The sequence below is a fragment of the Dongia sp. genome, from assembly GCF_041906375.1.
In the GTDB taxonomy this organism is placed as follows: Bacteria; Pseudomonadota; Alphaproteobacteria; order Dongiales; family Dongiaceae; genus Dongia.
In genome coordinates, this window is record NZ_JAYRJJ010000004.1 from 18,579 (window position 1) to 33,350 (window position 14,772).

Sequence of the window (14,772 nt, forward strand, 5' to 3'; positions counted from 1 at the left end):
AAGTGTTTAGGCGGCGTCCAGGCCATAGGCCGAATGCAAGGCGCGGACCGCAAGCTCGGTATATTCTTCCGCGACCAGCACGCTGATCTTGATCTCGGATGTCGAGATGACCTGGATATTGATGCCCTTTTCCGCCAGCGCCTTGAACATGCGCTGCGCGATGCCGGCGTGGGAACGCATGCCGACGCCGATCACCGAGACCTTCACCACGTTCTTGTCCGAGATGAGGTCCTTGAATTCGAGCGTGTTGCGCGAACCTTCGAGAACTTTCAGCGCCCGGTCGTAATCGCCCTTCGACACGGTGAAGGTCATGTCGGTGGTAGCGCCGTCCTCGGAGATGTTCTGGACGATCATGTCGACATTGATGTTGGCGTCCGTGAGCGGGCCGAAGATGCCGGCGGCGACACCCGGCCGGTCTGCGACACGCGTCAGCGTGATCTTCGCTTCGTCGCGGCTATAGGCGATGCCGCTCACCAATTCCTTTTCCATGATCTCTTCCTCATCCACCACCAGCGTCCCCGGCTTGTCCTCGAAGCTGGAGAGAACCTGCACGCGCACGCGATGCTTCATCGCCATTTCCACCGAGCGGGTCTGCAGGACCTTGGCGCCCAGCGACGCCATTTCCAGCATTTCCTCATAGGTGATCTTATCCAGTTTCTGCGCCTTGGCGACGATCCTGGGATCGGTCGTGTAGACGCCGTCGACATCGGTGAAGATGTCGCAGCGGTCGGCCTTGATTGCCGCCGCGATGGCCACCGCCGAGGTATCGGACCCGCCACGACCAAGGGTCGTGACACGGTTGTCCGGGCCCACGCCCTGGAAACCGGCGAACACCGCGACCTGGCCTTGCGCAAAGCGCTTATCCAATTCTTCAGAGGCGATCGAGACGATGCGGGCCTTGCCATGCGCGTCGTCGGTGACGATCGGCGCCTGCCAGCCGAGCCACGAGCGCGCATTGACGCCCAGTTCCTGGAGGGCGATGGCGGTGAGGCCGCAGGTCACCTGCTCGCCCGACGCCACCACCGTGTCGTATTCGCGCGCATCATGCAGCGGGGCGATTTCCTTGCACCAATCGACCAGCTGGTTGGTGACGCCGGACATGGCCGAAACCACGACTGCGACTTCATGTCCCGCGTCGACTTCGCGTTTAACGCGTGCTGCGACCGACTTGATACGCTCGATATTGGCAACCGAGGTGCCGCCGAATTTCATCACGATCCGGGTCTTCCTGGACCCGCTCTGCCGCTCACTCACGCTCATCGGGAACTGCCCCTAAACCTTCGAATAACCGGGAAAATATGATCTCGCCCGCATGATATCGGGGGGAGAGAAATTATGGAGGGTGAAATCTTGTTTTGCCGGGCGGGCGTATCCATACTGAACCAAAGCCGCGGACGCAAGCATTCCCGCCCGATTCCCGGCCTGTTTTTCAATCAGTTGAAGGGTTTTTCTCATGGTCCCGGGACCGGCCGCCACCCCTGCCCAGAATGCCGGCCATGCTGGTGAAAATTTAGGCAGCAACCTCAAGACCACCATCGACCGGGCTGAAATCGAGAAATTCGCCGCCATGGCCGAAGCCTGGTGGGACCCTGTGGGCAAGTTCCGCCCGCTCCACCGCCTCAACCCGGTGCGCGTCGGTTTCATCCGCGACCGGGTTGCCGCCCATTTCGGCCGGGATGCTGCCGGCGCCGCGCCGCTAGAGGGGTTGACCCTGCTCGACATCGGCTGCGGCGGGGGATTGCTGACCGAGCCCATGGCGCGGCTGGGGGCCGAGGTGACCGGCGTCGACGCCACCCCGCGGAATGTCGAAATCGCCCGCCTCCATGCCGAGCAGAGCGGCATCCGCGCCATCTACCTCAATTGCGCGGCTGAGGATCTCGTCGCCAAGGGCCAGCGTTTCGATGTCGTGCTGGCGATGGAGATCGTCGAGCATGTCTCCGACGTCGACGCCTTCTTCGAAGCCTGCGCACAGCTCCTGAAACCGGGCGGCATCATGTTCGTCGCCACCATGTCGCGCACAGTGAAGAGCTATGCCATGGCCATCATCGGCGCCGAATACGTCATGCGCTGGCTGCCCAAGGGCACCCATCAATGGAATCGCTTCATCCGACCCTCGGAACTGGCCCGGAGCTTGCGCCACCACGGCCTCGGCGTCACGGAGCTTAGCGGCGTCAGCTACAATCCGTTCAAGGACAGCTTCCATTTGAGCCGCGATCTCGACGTCAACTACATGGCCGTGGCGAAGCCCGCCGCGTAGGCACGGGACCTCACCCGACCTCCCCCTCAACCTTCCGTGAGCCGCATTGCAGCGCGAGTCCGTCGGGTTTATCTCTAATTCCGGTCCGCTCCCGAGTCGCGGCGAGCGTTAACACTTGTGGCGGCAGATCGGGAACCATGCGCGGGCGCCTGCGTTCTAAGCAGCCCTGCATCTATGTGGGTATCGACGAGGAGATTCTGGAAGATGAGCTTTCTGCGCAAATTGACGGCCCCGTTCCTTGGCCTTGCCCTTTCCATCGGGCTCAGCCTCGGCCAGGCTATGCCCGCCCAGGCGCTGACGCCGCAGCAGGAGCTGGTCGACAAGGCCCGCATCACCTTTGAAAAGCTGATCGGTTCCTACGAATTCGGCGAGCTGCCGGGCTATCTGAAGCGCGCCAAGGCCGTGATGATCTTCCCTGACATTTTCAAGGCGGGCTTCGTTATCGGCGGCGAAGGCGGCAATGGCGTCCTCATGGTGCGCGATCCCAATCAGGGCTGGAGCCAGCCGGCTTTCTATACCCTGGCCGCCGGCTCGGTCGGCCTGCAGATCGGCGGGCAGTCTTCCGAGACGATCTTCACCATCATGAGCGACAAGGCCCTGCAGGCCGTCTTGAACGATCAGATGAAATTCGGCGGAGACATGTCCGTGGCCGCCGGCCCGATCGGCAAGGGTGTCGGCGCCAACACCACCACCAATCTCGACGCCGACGTCTACAGCTTCGCCAAGACCGCCGGCCTCTATGGCGGCGTCAGCTTCAACGGCGCCGGCATCCTCCGGAAGAACGACTGGAACGCCGTCTATTACGGCCCCGGCGTGCTCCCGCAACAGATCGTCATCGACCGCAAGGTCAGCAATCCGAACACCAAGGATTTGGTGAACGCCCTCTCGCCGTATTGAGTTCGGTAGCCCCCGCCCAACCCTCCCCGCTGAAGGCGGGAGGGCTTTAGAACGAGCTGATCGCAACAGCGACTCCTCCCACCTTCAGGGGGAGGTCGGGAGGGGGGCTGCCAAGTGACGGGTACCCCCGCCCTCCTCTATGTTCCTATTTTGTTCTTGACAGGCAACTAGGAATCCGATACTATCAAACTAGCGCGCTTATCACCCGCGGCGGGAGCCTGATCCGCTCTTCTGCCATCGCTCGGCTGTCCGCCGGCACAGGCTCAGGAAAACTGGGCGCAGGCTGGTTTCCGGTGCCCTTTGGGGCGCCCGTTCCGGCCGGTCGCGCATGACCCGGCTCCCCGGCCGCAATGGGTGAAGCGGTCCCGCCTGGACGTTGGGCGGCCAAACATGTCCCCTGCGGCGCCCCATGGACACGGGCGCCCCTGCGGATCGCCACGGACACGCGATCCCCCGGAACGGTTGGGACAAGCCGATCCCTGGCCGGGCAGGAAATCCCGACGCAACCGCATCGGTGCGGGTAAAACGCCGACCATAGCTGCCCCGAGCGATGACAGATGTGTGGATGGAGACGGTTGCCCGTTAAAGAAGGCCGAGAAAGCTCATCAGGTAATGCAGTGCAATCAGTGCCGCCGACACCGCGGTGGAGATGGCCGCCCGCGCATTGAGGATCTGCGAGCGGTTGATCGCGACGATGATGCGATTGAGATCGCGTGAATCGAGTTCTTCGTTTCGCTCGACGCGACGTAGCCTGCGGCCGCTCGCCTTCCACCAGAACCAGGCGGAAAGCGCCGCCGACAGAATGATCAACAGGTCGATGACCCCGATCAATGCGCCTCCGCCCAGTTTGGACCGGTACCGGCGTCGGCAATCAGCGGGACCGAAATCTCGCGTGCGGGCAGATGCGCGCTCTCCATCACCGCGCGGGCGACGCGGGCTGACTCGTCCTTCTCGGCCAAGGGCACTTCGAAGAGGAGTTCGTCATGCACCTGGAGGAGCATGCGGCCCTTCAATCCTGCCTCGGCAAAAGCCGCGGGCATGCGGATCATGGCACGCTTGATGATGTCGGCGGCCGTTCCCTGCAGCGGTGCGTTGATCGCTGCGCGCTCCATGAAGGAACGCCTGGCCGGATTCTTGTCGTTGATGCCCGGCACATGGCAGCGCCGGCCGAACAGCGTTTCGACATAGCCCTTCTCGCGCGCGAACTTCTTCATCCGCTCCATATAGTCGCGAATGCCGGGATAGCGTTTGAAATAGGCCTCGATATAGGCCTTGGCCTCGCCTTGCGGAATGCTGAGCTGCTGCGCAAGGCCGAAGGCCGAGATGCCGTAGATGATGCCGAAATTGATGGCCTTTGCCTGCCGGCGCACCATCGGGTCCATGCCTTCGATGGGCACACCGAAAACCTGGCTTGCCGTCATCGCATGAATGTCGGCGCCTTCGCGGAAGGCCTGTTTCAGCGGTTCGATTTCGGCCATTTCGGCAGCGAGGCGCAACTCGATCTGGCTGTAATCGACCGAGAGCAGGATGTTGCCCGGCTCCGCCACGAAGGCGCGCCGAATCTTGCGCCCCTCTTCGGTGCGAATGGGGATGTTCTGCAGATTGGGATCGGTCGAGGCGAGGCGCCCGGTCGAGGTGGCGGCCAATGCGAAGGACGTATGCACTCGCCCCGTCTCCGGGTTGATCGCCAGCGGCAGCGCGTCGGTATAGGTGCTCTTCAGCTTCGAGAGCTGACGCCAGTCGAGAATCTTCTGCGGCAGCGGATGGCCCGAGGTGACGGTGAGTTCCTCCAGCACGTCGGCGCCGGTCGCATAGGCGCCGGTCTTGCCCTTCTTGCCGCCGGGCAGCTTCAACTGGTCAAAGAGGATTTCGCCAAGTTGCTTGGGCGAGCCGACATTGAATTCGGTCCCGGCGATGGCGTGGATCTCGCGTTCGATCTCGCCCATGCGCTTGGCGAAATCCTGGGAGAGGCGCGACAGTTCCTGCGCATCGATCTTGACGCCGTCGCGCTCCATCTGCGCCACCACCGGAATGAGCGGCCGTTCGATGGTTTCATAGATCGTCATCAACCCTTCGGCAATGAGGCGCGGCTTCAAGGTGCCATGCAGGCGCCAGGTAACGTCGGCATCCTCGGCCGCATAAGCAAGCGCCTTGTCGAGCGGCACATGATCGAACGTGACCTGCGACTTGCCGCTGCCCGCCACGTCGTTGAACTTGATGGTGCTGTGGCCGAGATGCAGTTCCGAAAGCTCGTCCATGCCATGGCCATGGGCGCCGCCCTCCAGCACATAGGAGATCAGCATGGAATCGTCGATGGGCGCCACATCGACGCCGTAACGCGCCATCACAGCCATGTCGTATTTGATGTTGTGCCCGATCTTCAGCACCGCCGGGTCTTCCAGCAGCGGCTTCAGGATATCGAGCGCACGGGCCAGGACGATCTGCTTGGGCGCCTCGGCGCCGCCACCGAGCAGATCGCCCGTCCTGCCGACATGACCCAGCGGCACATAGCAGGCATGGCCCGCTTCCGTCGCCAGGGACACGCCAACGAGCTTTGCCTCATTGACGTTGAGCGAGGTGGTTTCGATGTCGAACGCCACCGACCCGACCTTGTGGGCAGTCGCCACCCATTTTTCCAGCGCGGCCACTTCCTGCACCAGTTCGTAACCGTCGCCGATCTTGGCGGTGAAGGTCGGCACGGCACCTTGCGATGGCGCAGCGGCCGGCGCTTCATTATCGCCGGCAGGCGACGGCGCCGTGCTGGTCCGGGCCGATTTGATCGCCGCTTCGCCGAGACGCGCATTCAATTTGGCCGCCAGCGTACGGAACTCGTTCTTGACCAGGAAATCCATGGCAGCGCCGTCGATCGCGCGCTTGGCGAAATCGCTGAGCGGCACCTCGACCGGCACGTCGCGCCTCAGAGTGACGAGGTCGCGGCTGATGCGCGCCATCTCGGCATTGCCCAACAGATTCTCGCGCCGCTTGGGCTGCTTGATCTCAGTCGCGCGCGCCAGCAGCGTATCGAGATCGCCATAAGTGGTGATGAGTTCCGCTGCGGTCTTGAGGCCGATCCCCGGCACGCCCGGCACATTGTCCGAGGAATCGCCGGCGAGCGACTGGATGTCGATCACCTTCTCCGGCCCCACGCCGAACTTCTCGATCACCTCGGCACGCCCGATCTTGCGGTTCTTCATCGGGTCATAGAGCGCGATATGATCGCTGACCAGCTGCATCAGGTCCTTGTCGGAGGATACGATGGTGACCTCATGCCCCTGCGCCGCCGCTTGCGTCGCATAGGTCGCCAGCAGATCGTCGGCCTCGAAGCCCGGCATCTCGATCGCGGGCACGTTGAAGGCGCGCGTCGCTTCGCGGATGAGGGCGAATTGGGGAATGAGCTCCGGCGGCGCTTCCGGCCGGTGCGCCTTGTACTCCGCATAGATCTCGTTGCGGAACGTCTTCCTGCCGGCGTCGAAGATGACGGCGATATATTCGGCGTCGGAATCCTCGATGAGCTTCAGCAGCATGTTGCTGAAACCCAGCACCGCATTCACCGGCGTGCCGTCGCTGCGGGTCAGGGGCGGCAAGGCATGGAAGGCTCGGAAGATATAGCCCGAGCCGTCGATGAGATAGACGTGGTCCGGCTTCTTGGGCGCTGCGGCTGACATCAGGCGGTCACGCGCTCAATGCGCGCCTGCAGCGGCACCCTCTTTGAGCACGAATTTCTTGCCGCAATAGGGGCACTCGGCATGGCCGTCTTTCCCCAGATTGAGGAAGACCCGGGGATGGCCGGACGGGTCACCCCCGCCGTCGCAGGCGATGCGGGTTTCGGTGACGACCTGGGTTTCAATAGATTTCATAGGGTTACTCGGCTCGAGATTGACGCTTCACATGCCGCAATGATAGGCAGGCGGGACGGTTGAATCAATCCCGCGACAGCAAATCATGCCCGCCCAGCAAAACACCGCGCTCCCCGACCTCGCCGTCTCGATCAAGGGGCTGGTGAAGATCTATGCCGGCAACAAGGCCAACCGGGCACCGAAGCTGGCGCTCGACCATGTCGACCTCGCCATTCCCAGGGGCGGCATCTTCGGCCTGCTCGGGCCCAACGGTGCCGGCAAGTCGACGCTGATCAACATCCTGGCGCAGCTGGTCAGGAAGACGGAAGGGTCGGTCAAGATCTGGGACATCGACCTCGATGCCGATCCGCGGCATGCCGCGGCCGCGATCGGCGTGGTGCCGCAGGAGCTCAACATCGACCCCTTCTTCACGCCGAAGGATCTCCTCGATCTGCAGGCCGGCATGTATGGCGTGCCCAAGGCAGAACGGCGCAGCATGGAACTCCTGGAAGCGCTCTCGCTCGGCGACAAGGCCAATTCCTATGCGCGCACACTCTCGGGCGGCATGCGGCGGCGCCTGATGGTGGCCAAGGCCATGGTGCACAATCCGCCGGTACTGGTGCTGGACGAGCCCACCGCCGGCGTCGACGTGGAACTCCGGCAACAGCTCTGGGCCTATGTGCGCGAACTCAACAAGGCCGGTGTCACCGTGCTCCTCACCACCCATTATCTCGAGGAAGCCGAGGAGCTCTGCGACAACATCGCCATCATCAACCATGGCAAGGTGATCGCCTGCGAACCCACGGCGACCCTGGTCAATCGCCTGGACCGCAAGGAAGTCGTGTTGACCTTGTCGGCCGATATCGCGGCGATTCCGTCAGCGCTTGCCGAGTTCGAGCCGCAATTGCTGGGGCCGCGCCGCCTGAAGCTGCATTACCGGCCGAGCCAGGCCAAGGTCGGCGCCATTCTCGATGCGATCCGCAGCACGGATCTGGAAATCGCCGACCTCTCGACCGTCGAATCCGATCTCGAGGACATCTTCCTCGAACTCACCAGGCGCCAGCCCCAATCGGCATGAAGCGGCTTTTCGCCAGCCTCATCCTGCTCGTCCTGCTGGCGGCCTGCACGTCGCAATGGCAGGAGATCGGCCCGCCGGTCGACACGCCGCATTTCACCGACAAAGCCTTCCACACCGCCGACGGCGCCGATCTGCCGCTGCGCATCTGGCTGCCCTGGGACAAGCCGCTCGAGGCCTCGATCATCGGCCTGCATGGCTTCAACGATTACAACCGCGCCTTTGACGCGCCGGGCAAGGGCCTCGCGCGCCGGGGCTTTGCCCTCTATGCCTTCGACCAGCGTGGTTTCGGCGGCGCGCCGCAACGCGGGCTGTGGTCAAGCACCGACCAGATGATCGACGATCTCGCCACCGCCGCCAGACTGGCGAAGGCAGCGCATCCGGACAAGCCGGTCTATCTGCTGGGCGAAAGCATGGGGGCGGCTGTCATGCTTGCCGCCGTCACGCGCCATGCCGACATGCCGGTCGACGGCATCATCCTCGCCGCCCCCGCGATCTGGGGCTGGCAGACGCAGAGCAGCCTCAACCGCGCCGTCATGGATTTTGCGATGGCGGTGATGCCGCGGGTGGCCGTGCAGCCCAACGGCGTCTACCGTGAGGCCTCGAACAATCACTACATGCTGCGCCAGATGTGGCGCGATCCGAAGATCATCAAGGCGACCCGCGTCGACACCGCCTTCGGCCTGGTCGAACTGATGACCGAAGCCTTCGATGCCGGCGCCAAGCTCACCGGCAATCCGCGCTGGCTGATCATGTTCGGCGATCGCGAGGACATCCTCACCTCGGACTCAGTCGCCAGCTTCATCGGCAGCCTGCCCAAGCTACCGCCGGAGCAAGGCCGCCTCGCCCTCTATCCGCAGAGCCATCACATGATGCTGCGCGACCTGCAGGCGCGGGTGCTTTACGACGACATCGCCGCCTGGATCCGCGACCCGGCAGCCAACCTGCCATCGGGCGCCGATAAGGCACCCTGAAAAAAACGGGCTGGAAAAGCTTCAGGCCAGAAGACTTCAGGCGGGGAGCTGGCGCCGCTGGCTGGCGATGACCGCCGGATCGACGGCGATCTCGGCCGCGAATTCCAGCAGCAGCGGCTCGAAGCCCAGCAGGTAATCGAGCACGGCGCCCAAGCCGTGGGGGTCGTGCGCGATCTGCCGCAGCGCCCCGCCATCGAGCCCGGTGAGGCTGAGGAACCGGCTCAACCGATCGTCATCGGCCGTCAGGAAGGCCAGCGCCTGCAAGCCGAGGGTCTCCGGATCGGGCGGCGGTGATTTGGGTGTTTTCAACAGCATAATGCTTATTATAGCACCGATTGCCAGCCGCCCGCCAATCAGCCAAACTCGTTCCATGACGCGCTCGCTGGACCATCTTTTCGATCAGAATGTCATCTGGGCGCAGCAGAAGACCCGGGACGATCCCGACTTCTTCCGTCGCATGGCCGAGCAGCAGGCGCCGCGCTATCTGTGGCTTGGCTGCTCCGACAGCCGCGTCACCGCCAATGATGTCCTGCGCCTCGACCCCGGCGAAGTCTTCGTCCACCGCAACATCGCCAATGTGGTCCACACCTCCGACCTCAACCTGCTCTCGGTCCTGGAATTCGCCGTCGACTACCTCCAGGTCGCTCATGTCATCGTCTGCGGACATTATGCCTGCGGTGGCATCCAGCGGGCGCTGACACATGAGCGGGGCGCCATGGTGGATCATTGGCTGCAGCCCATTTCGATGCTCTACCGCAAGCATCATGCGGTGTTCGACCAGATCGCCGACCCGGTGCAGAAGATCGACCGGATGTGCGAGATCAATGTCGAGATGCAGGTCCGCCGCATCGCCGCAACACCGATCATCGAACAGGCCTGGGATCGCGGCCAGACCTTGCACCTCCATGGCTGGATCTACGGCATCCATGACGGGCTCCTGCGCGATCTCGGCCCCACCCTCTCCTCGGTCGAGGAGCGCGACGCGCTGCCGACGATCGACCAGCGGGTCCTCGAACCGGTCGAACCCGTGAGCGCCCTGCGCCGCCATGCCCTGGACGCCTTCGGCGGCTGCAGTCACGATTGACCCCTCGCCCCCAATTTGCCCACCCTGGCACTTGCCCTCTGGCCGCCCCGCAGCTATGTTCCGCCCCATCCAAGACGGCATGCACCCGTAGCTCAGCTGGATAGAGCGTTGCCCTCCGAAGGCAAAGGTCGTACGTTCGAATCGTATCGGGTGCGCCAAATTTTCCCAACAGAATCAGTTGGTTAGTAAATCGGCTCTGTTAATTCAGGGCCGCTTTACGATTTATTGGCACAATTTTGGCACACTCACTTTGAAATCAGGAGTGATGTGATGGCGACGATTAAACAGCGGCTCGACGCAGATGGAAAACCAATCCCATTCCAGTGGCGGGCGCAGATTCGCCTGAAGGGCTGGCCACACCTGACCCGGACGTTTGAGACTTACAAGCTTGCTAAAGCTTGGGCCGACGAAACCGAGATGGCTATGAAGCGCGGGACTTGGGTCGATAGCTCAAGGGCCTTAGAGACGACATATGGTGACCTCATCAAGAGCTACCTGAAAGAGGTGACAGCCAAGCGCCGGGGAGAGGAATCTAGGGCAGCCGAAACCTCCCGTCTGAATCGATTCCTTCGCGTCGAGACCGATATCTGTTCGACCGCATGCGCTCATCTTCGCGATGAGCACTTTATCAAGTGGTCGGAAAGGCGGACCACTGAGCATGTTGAGCGCGGCAAGCCGGGCGGTCGTGGGCAGTATAAACCGCAACTGGATTACAAGCCTAAACTCAGGAAGGACGGCACGCCTCGCGCCAATGCCGCAAAGCCGAAGCGACCGCCGAAGCCACCGAAGCTCATCACCCTCTCTACGCTAGATCGCGAGTTGACCTTGCTTGAGCGAGTTTTTGAGCAATATCGGAAAAAGCTAGGATTGCAGAACAATCCTGTGAAAGATGTTCCCAGGCCTGCGTACAACGATCAGCGAAGGGAACGAATTACCGAAGAGGAGGCGGCCGCACTCTTGGCAGAGCTTGCGAAGTCAAAGAACCCATACATCGTCGCCGTGGTTGAGTTCGCCCGAGTATCGACAGGACGGCGCGGGTCACTCCTGAAGCTCGAATGGCCGGATGTGAATATCCCCAAGGAACAGGTCCTGTGGCGAGACATCAAGAATTCAAAGAATCCCGATGTAGTCCGAGATCACCTCGCCCCCCTTTCACCAAGGGCCATCGAGATCCTCAATAAGGTCCCGCGAATTGAGGGTGATAAGCGCGTCTTTCCGATCACGAAAGATGCATTGAAATCAGCGTTCAACCGAGCACGGGAAAAGCTCGGGTTGGAGCGCTATCGTTTCCATGACCAACGTCACGAGTTGCCGTCCTACATGGGTGAGAATGGACATACCGTTCTGGAAATTATGGGTGTCACGGGTCACGCAGATTCCCGTTCGGTCGAACGATATGTGAATCCGGACACGAAGGTGCTGGCGAACACCCTGAAGAGCCTCGAAGAGCGCAAGAAAGCCGGGTTACTGGCCAAGGACGAATTGGCAATCGAAGCCCGACTTGAGAGGGAGATCGCCGAGGCTCAGGCTAAAATTGAAGCCATGCGGAAGAATAGAGCGGCGGAATAGGATCGGAATAGCGGCCAATTGTTGCGATCCTTTGTCAGCCACGCTAGATGCCGCAAATTGCTACATTCTCTTCAGGATGCTTCCATGGGTGCCTTAAGCCAGACCAACAGACTGCGCGCTCTCTTCACTATAACTAGTCTTGCGGTGACATACGTTCGCCACGATATCGACGACGACGCCCAGCCATTTGAAGGACTGTGGCACTTTGTTCAGTACTGGGGAATCCATGCAGTCGCTCTCGGCATGTTCTATGTCTTGGTGGTTGCGGTTATCGGCAGTAGTCGAGGACTCTGGATACCTGAGGAGGCGGACGACAGACTAACCTTTCATGATAACCAACTAACTTTCTGCATTCTCATGACAGTGTTAATTGCAGCGATTGTGATCCTCATTGGAGCACACTGGATACCAAGCTACGATCCAGAGTATTCAAATTGAGAGGATGCGCGCTGTCGCTGGCCGCCTTCACCCTACTCCTCGCTATAGCCACCCCTGCCCTATCCGACCCCGTCAACATTGTCGGCAGGCCCGGAATCATCGGCGCCGATACCATCCGCGTGACAGGCACCCGCATCCGCCTCTACGGCATCGACTCGCCGGAGAGAGATCAACCCTGCACCTCCGCCGACGGCCAGCGCTATGCTTGCGGCCAAACGGCGACCCGTGCGCTGATTGAATCCATCAATGGCCGGGAGGTCGATTGCATAGTTCGAGACACGGATCGATATGGCCGAGCGGTGGCGGTGTGCTGGGTCGATGGGACCGATATCAACGGCTGGTTGGTGTCAGCCGGGTGGGCTGTGGCCTACCAGAAATATAGCCGGGATTACGTCGATGAAGAGGATCGGGCGCGGTCAGCTAGGGCTGGCCTCTGGAGCGGTGAACTTGTGCCGCCCTGGGACTGGCGGCAGGCCAGTCGATCACTTTGCTAGCCTCTTTCGGGCTGCTCGCTTCTCTGCCCGCGCAGCTTTCTTCTTCTCTTCTCTGCGTGCGCTCTCAGCATTCCACGCAGCTTTGTCGGCTTCCCGCTGCAAGAGTGCCTGCTCCATTTCCTCTTTTGTGATCAGCTTCACTGGGCTGGGCAACACGCTCACGGCAACTCGGGGATTGGCCTTCTTCGATTTGGCTTTCTTTTTTGTCGTGGAACCCTTGGAGAACCAGCTTGAGTTTGCCGGACCGACTAGGGTGTGACCACCGATATAGCGTCCGGTCTTGCTCATTGCACATCCCCTATTCAACAAGGTTGCAGTTGAAGTCACATAGAGCGCCGCGATTGCACTGGTTGATTTCACACCTCAGCTTTGTCTCCGCAATCGCACGCATGATTCGTCGGTTTTCCCGTTCCGTGTTCTCCTTATCGCGCTGAGCCTGCATTTCCGAAAAATGGAAAATGTTGTTGTAGAGCCAAGGCACGCCATTCATCACGAGGCTGATCAAAATCAGCACGCCCAAGATGGCTGTGGCGATATCCCAGCCTGTCCACTTTTTCTCATCCTCTGGCTTTGATCTCTGGCTCATAGGATTTCCATATACGCCAATTATCCGTCGACGAAAAACTCGGGGCAGCTTGAGTATGCGGCATTGATTGCTCGTGAAATGTCGAAGGCAGGATCAAGAAAGAACTCTATTCTCTCTCCAGGAGAATTTTCGGTTGCGATCTGATATGTGAGCCTCAATTTTGTGACCTTGTTTTCGAGTTCTTCTCGAAGGGCCAATCGGTTAGATTGCTCCATCCTTAACGTCCACGCGATGTCTTTCTCTTCGCGGAACTTCATGCCAGGCAAGATAGTAGAGTCGATACGAATGCCACCCGACGAGTGCGGATGAACGGGATAGCTGGACTTGTCGAAATAGAAATCACCTTCGTGAAGTTGATAATATCCAGGCGTCGGGTGATCAATCTCCCGCAGTATCATCTGCCAGACATGCGCGGCAAAATGCCCAACATTGTCAATGTGAAACTTGAGTTTAGCTTGAAAAAAAAGGCCACCGTTGTACTGACTAAATCGCAACGGAATTACGTCCATTAGCTCCGCTTTCAGCACGGGATTTGTTAACCGCTGCCGCAGAAGTTCCAAATAGAAATGCTTAGCGGGAACGGAGCGCCCTCCTTCGCGATGATAATATAGACTGTCTGACTTTGACTGATGCGGTGCCATAGCGCTGTCGCCGACATCGACAACAATGACGACTTTGTCAACTGGAATTCTTGAAGGTGTCTTCGGGATCACTGTGTGAACCCTAAAATCTGACAGCGGGTAATCGACAAGGGTCGGGACGATCTGCTCGATCCAGTCCCGCATGGCGGTCTTACCATGCTGCTTCGGTAGACCATCCGGCACACCGTTGTCCTCGACGCCTAACACGAGCGATCCGCCACCCGAGTTGGCGAATGCTGAAACTGCCTTCCCCAAGGTGGATCGGAGCTTATTCAGGTCGTCATAGAGAAGGCCACTCTTTCGATCAAATACGTCTGGTTCTTCGGAAGCCAAGCCATCCACGTCGTCTTCTGTCCAACGATCCCGCTTGCCCATTTTTAGACCTCCATCCTGACGCGAAAGCGCGGCGACGACGGACTGAGTGCTGAGCAACTTTGATCGGATTCGCGAGCGCCGCTTTACACCCGCACTCGTTGCGATGATAGCCAGCATGGTCCCTTGCCCAGATCACATAAGATCCATCGCAATTTGTAAGCGAAATCCTGACCCCAGACCACATTTTTCGCAACGATCGCTTGAGATCCGTGTTCCTGAATCCACATGTATCCCATCATCGGATACCACGGGAGATCACGATATGAGTCACGGCATGGGATACGAAGGATTCGGCACCGGAATGGTTGCGGGTGGTATGGTGGGCCTGGGCATCGTCGCTTCGAAAGCGGTTGATGCCAGTGTCCAGCATCAGCGCGCCCTCGGCACCGTGCAGCGTTGGTCCCGCGCGCTCGATGCCCAGAAGCAGCGCGCCATCCGCGCCGAACGCGCTCTTGCCCGCGCCATGGCCGACAATCGTACTTTGCGTGCACGATTGAAAAACGCCCAGTTTGAGCTGGACGTTTTCCGCAACGCTTGATCACAACC

The 14,772-nt window shown here is 60.6% G+C and carries 17 protein-coding genes and 1 tRNA gene; 10 read left to right on the plus strand and 8 right to left on the minus strand.

Annotation, left to right across the window (positions count from 1 at the left end; genetic code table 11):
* Positions 1-6: 6 nt before the first annotated feature.
* Positions 7-1,260: an aspartate kinase gene (locus tag ACE3OA_RS13970; RefSeq protein ID WP_374311681.1), complete on the minus strand. Its 1,254-nt coding sequence runs from the start codon at positions 1,258-1,260 to the stop codon at positions 7-9.
* Positions 1,261-1,453: 193 nt separating this feature from the next.
* Between ACE3OA_RS13970 and ubiG the strand changes: the two genes are divergently transcribed.
* On the plus strand, positions 1,454-2,257 hold the full coding sequence (ubiG, locus tag ACE3OA_RS13975) for a bifunctional 2-polyprenyl-6-hydroxyphenol methylase/3-demethylubiquinol 3-O-methyltransferase UbiG (RefSeq protein WP_374311683.1): 804 nt from the start codon (positions 1,454-1,456) through the stop codon (positions 2,255-2,257).
* 204 nt (positions 2,258-2,461) lie between these two features.
* Positions 2,462-3,154: a lipid-binding SYLF domain-containing protein gene (locus ACE3OA_RS13980; protein ID WP_374311685.1), complete on the plus strand. Its 693-nt coding sequence runs from the start codon at positions 2,462-2,464 to the stop codon at positions 3,152-3,154.
* Between the two features lie 582 nt (positions 3,155-3,736).
* Here ACE3OA_RS13980 and ACE3OA_RS13985 read toward each other — a convergent pair.
* The 3 genes from ACE3OA_RS13985 to ACE3OA_RS13995 are packed head-to-tail and all read right to left on the minus strand — an operon-like array spanning position 3,737 to position 7,011.
* Positions 3,737-3,985: a hypothetical protein gene (locus ACE3OA_RS13985; protein ID WP_374311687.1), complete on the minus strand. Its 249-nt coding sequence runs from the start codon at positions 3,983-3,985 to the stop codon at positions 3,737-3,739.
* Complete coding sequence (polA, locus tag ACE3OA_RS13990) at positions 3,982-6,819, minus strand: DNA polymerase I (protein WP_374311689.1); 2,838 nt, start codon at positions 6,817-6,819, stop codon at positions 3,982-3,984. Before polA ends, ACE3OA_RS13985 begins: the two co-directional genes overlap by 4 nt.
* Positions 6,820-6,834: 15 nt before the next feature.
* Positions 6,835-7,011, minus strand: coding sequence for a zinc-finger domain-containing protein (locus ACE3OA_RS13995; RefSeq protein ID WP_374311691.1), 177 nt, complete (start codon positions 7,009-7,011; stop codon positions 6,835-6,837).
* Between the two features lie 85 nt (positions 7,012-7,096).
* Here ACE3OA_RS13995 and ACE3OA_RS14000 point away from each other — a divergent pair, with 85 nt between their 5' ends.
* Both ACE3OA_RS14000 and ACE3OA_RS14005 read left to right on the plus strand, forming a co-directional pair.
* Positions 7,097-8,068: an ABC transporter ATP-binding protein gene (locus ACE3OA_RS14000; RefSeq protein WP_374311693.1), complete on the plus strand. Its 972-nt coding sequence runs from the start codon at positions 7,097-7,099 to the stop codon at positions 8,066-8,068.
* Positions 8,065-9,039, plus strand: coding sequence for an alpha/beta fold hydrolase (locus ACE3OA_RS14005; RefSeq protein WP_374311695.1), 975 nt, complete (start codon positions 8,065-8,067; stop codon positions 9,037-9,039). Before ACE3OA_RS14000 ends, ACE3OA_RS14005 begins: the two co-directional genes overlap by 4 nt.
* A gap of 36 nt (positions 9,040-9,075) precedes the next feature.
* Here ACE3OA_RS14005 and ACE3OA_RS14010 read toward each other — a convergent pair whose 3' ends face one another.
* Complete coding sequence (locus ACE3OA_RS14010) at positions 9,076-9,348, minus strand: DUF3572 domain-containing protein (RefSeq protein ID WP_374311697.1); 273 nt, start codon at positions 9,346-9,348, stop codon at positions 9,076-9,078.
* Positions 9,349-9,409: 61 nt separating this feature from the next.
* Between ACE3OA_RS14010 and ACE3OA_RS14015 the strand changes: the two genes are divergently transcribed.
* From ACE3OA_RS14015 to ACE3OA_RS14035, 5 genes are all read left to right on the plus strand, one after another.
* The gene (locus ACE3OA_RS14015) at positions 9,410-10,123 is read left to right on the plus strand and encodes a carbonic anhydrase (RefSeq protein ID WP_374311699.1); all 714 of its coding nucleotides are present in this window, start codon (positions 9,410-9,412) and stop codon (positions 10,121-10,123) included.
* A gap of 81 nt (positions 10,124-10,204) precedes the next feature.
* Positions 10,205-10,281 (plus strand) — tRNA-Arg (locus ACE3OA_RS14020).
* A 112-nt stretch (positions 10,282-10,393) separates the two neighbouring features.
* A complete protein-coding gene (locus tag ACE3OA_RS14025; protein WP_374311701.1) occupies positions 10,394-11,692 on the plus strand; it encodes a tyrosine-type recombinase/integrase in 1,299 nt (432 codons plus the stop codon).
* Positions 11,693-11,776: 84 nt separating this feature from the next.
* Complete coding sequence (locus ACE3OA_RS14030) at positions 11,777-12,130, plus strand: hypothetical protein (RefSeq protein ID WP_374311703.1); 354 nt, start codon at positions 11,777-11,779, stop codon at positions 12,128-12,130.
* Positions 12,131-12,249: 119 nt separating this feature from the next.
* Positions 12,250-12,624, plus strand: a complete 375-nt coding sequence (locus tag ACE3OA_RS14035) for a thermonuclease family protein (RefSeq protein ID WP_374311704.1) — start codon at positions 12,250-12,252, stop codon at positions 12,622-12,624.
* On the opposite strand, the gene ACE3OA_RS14040 is transcribed toward ACE3OA_RS14035, so the two are convergent.
* From ACE3OA_RS14040 to ACE3OA_RS14050, 3 genes are read right to left on the minus strand one after another with little or no spacing between them, the layout of a single operon-like run.
* Positions 12,613-12,912: a hypothetical protein gene (locus tag ACE3OA_RS14040; RefSeq protein WP_374311706.1), complete on the minus strand. Its 300-nt coding sequence runs from the start codon at positions 12,910-12,912 to the stop codon at positions 12,613-12,615. The two genes, ACE3OA_RS14035 and ACE3OA_RS14040, sit on opposite strands and share 12 nt — an antisense overlap.
* A 10-nt stretch (positions 12,913-12,922) precedes the next feature.
* Complete coding sequence (locus ACE3OA_RS14045; protein ID WP_374311708.1) at positions 12,923-13,210, minus strand: hypothetical protein; 288 nt, start codon at positions 13,208-13,210, stop codon at positions 12,923-12,925.
* Positions 13,211-13,230: 20 nt separating this feature from the next.
* A complete protein-coding gene (locus ACE3OA_RS14050) occupies positions 13,231-14,343 on the minus strand; it encodes a helix-turn-helix domain-containing protein (protein ID WP_374311710.1) in 1,113 nt (370 codons plus the stop codon).
* Between the two features lie 145 nt (positions 14,344-14,488).
* On the opposite strand from ACE3OA_RS14050, the gene ACE3OA_RS14055 reads away from it, so the two are divergent.
* Positions 14,489-14,764, plus strand: coding sequence for a hypothetical protein (locus ACE3OA_RS14055; protein WP_374311712.1), 276 nt, complete (start codon positions 14,489-14,491; stop codon positions 14,762-14,764).
* Positions 14,765-14,772 lie beyond the last annotated feature (8 nt).

Bases quoted from the DNA above. Each gene is read 5' to 3' on its own strand.
- ACE3OA_RS14030 (WP_374311703.1), top strand. From the start codon at position 11,777: ATGGGTGCCTTAAGCCAGACCAACAGACTGCGCGCTCTCTTCACTATA.
- ACE3OA_RS14045 (WP_374311708.1), bottom strand. From the start codon at position 13,210: ATGAGCCAGAGATCAAAGCCAGAGGATGAGAAAAAGTGGACAGGCTGG.
- ACE3OA_RS14050 (WP_374311710.1), bottom strand. From the start codon at position 14,343: ATGCTGGCTATCATCGCAACGAGTGCGGGTGTAAAGCGGCGCTCGCGA.
- ACE3OA_RS14040 (WP_374311706.1), bottom strand. From the start codon at position 12,912: ATGAGCAAGACCGGACGCTATATCGGTGGTCACACCCTAGTCGGTCCG.
- ACE3OA_RS14025 (WP_374311701.1), top strand. From the start codon at position 10,394: ATGGCGACGATTAAACAGCGGCTCGACGCAGATGGAAAACCAATCCCA.
- ACE3OA_RS14000 (WP_374311693.1), top strand. From the start codon at position 7,097: ATGCCCGCCCAGCAAAACACCGCGCTCCCCGACCTCGCCGTCTCGATC.
- ACE3OA_RS13995 (WP_374311691.1), bottom strand. From the start codon at position 7,011: ATGAAATCTATTGAAACCCAGGTCGTCACCGAAACCCGCATCGCCTGC.
- ubiG (WP_374311683.1), top strand. From the start codon at position 1,454: ATGGTCCCGGGACCGGCCGCCACCCCTGCCCAGAATGCCGGCCATGCT.
- ACE3OA_RS14005 (WP_374311695.1), top strand. From the start codon at position 8,065: ATGAAGCGGCTTTTCGCCAGCCTCATCCTGCTCGTCCTGCTGGCGGCC.
- ACE3OA_RS13980 (WP_374311685.1), top strand. From the start codon at position 2,462: ATGAGCTTTCTGCGCAAATTGACGGCCCCGTTCCTTGGCCTTGCCCTT.
- polA (WP_374311689.1), bottom strand. From the start codon at position 6,819: ATGTCAGCCGCAGCGCCCAAGAAGCCGGACCACGTCTATCTCATCGAC.
- ACE3OA_RS13970 (WP_374311681.1), bottom strand. From the start codon at position 1,260: ATGAGCGTGAGTGAGCGGCAGAGCGGGTCCAGGAAGACCCGGATCGTG.
- ACE3OA_RS14015 (WP_374311699.1), top strand. From the start codon at position 9,410: ATGACGCGCTCGCTGGACCATCTTTTCGATCAGAATGTCATCTGGGCG.
- ACE3OA_RS14055 (WP_374311712.1), top strand. From the start codon at position 14,489: ATGAGTCACGGCATGGGATACGAAGGATTCGGCACCGGAATGGTTGCG.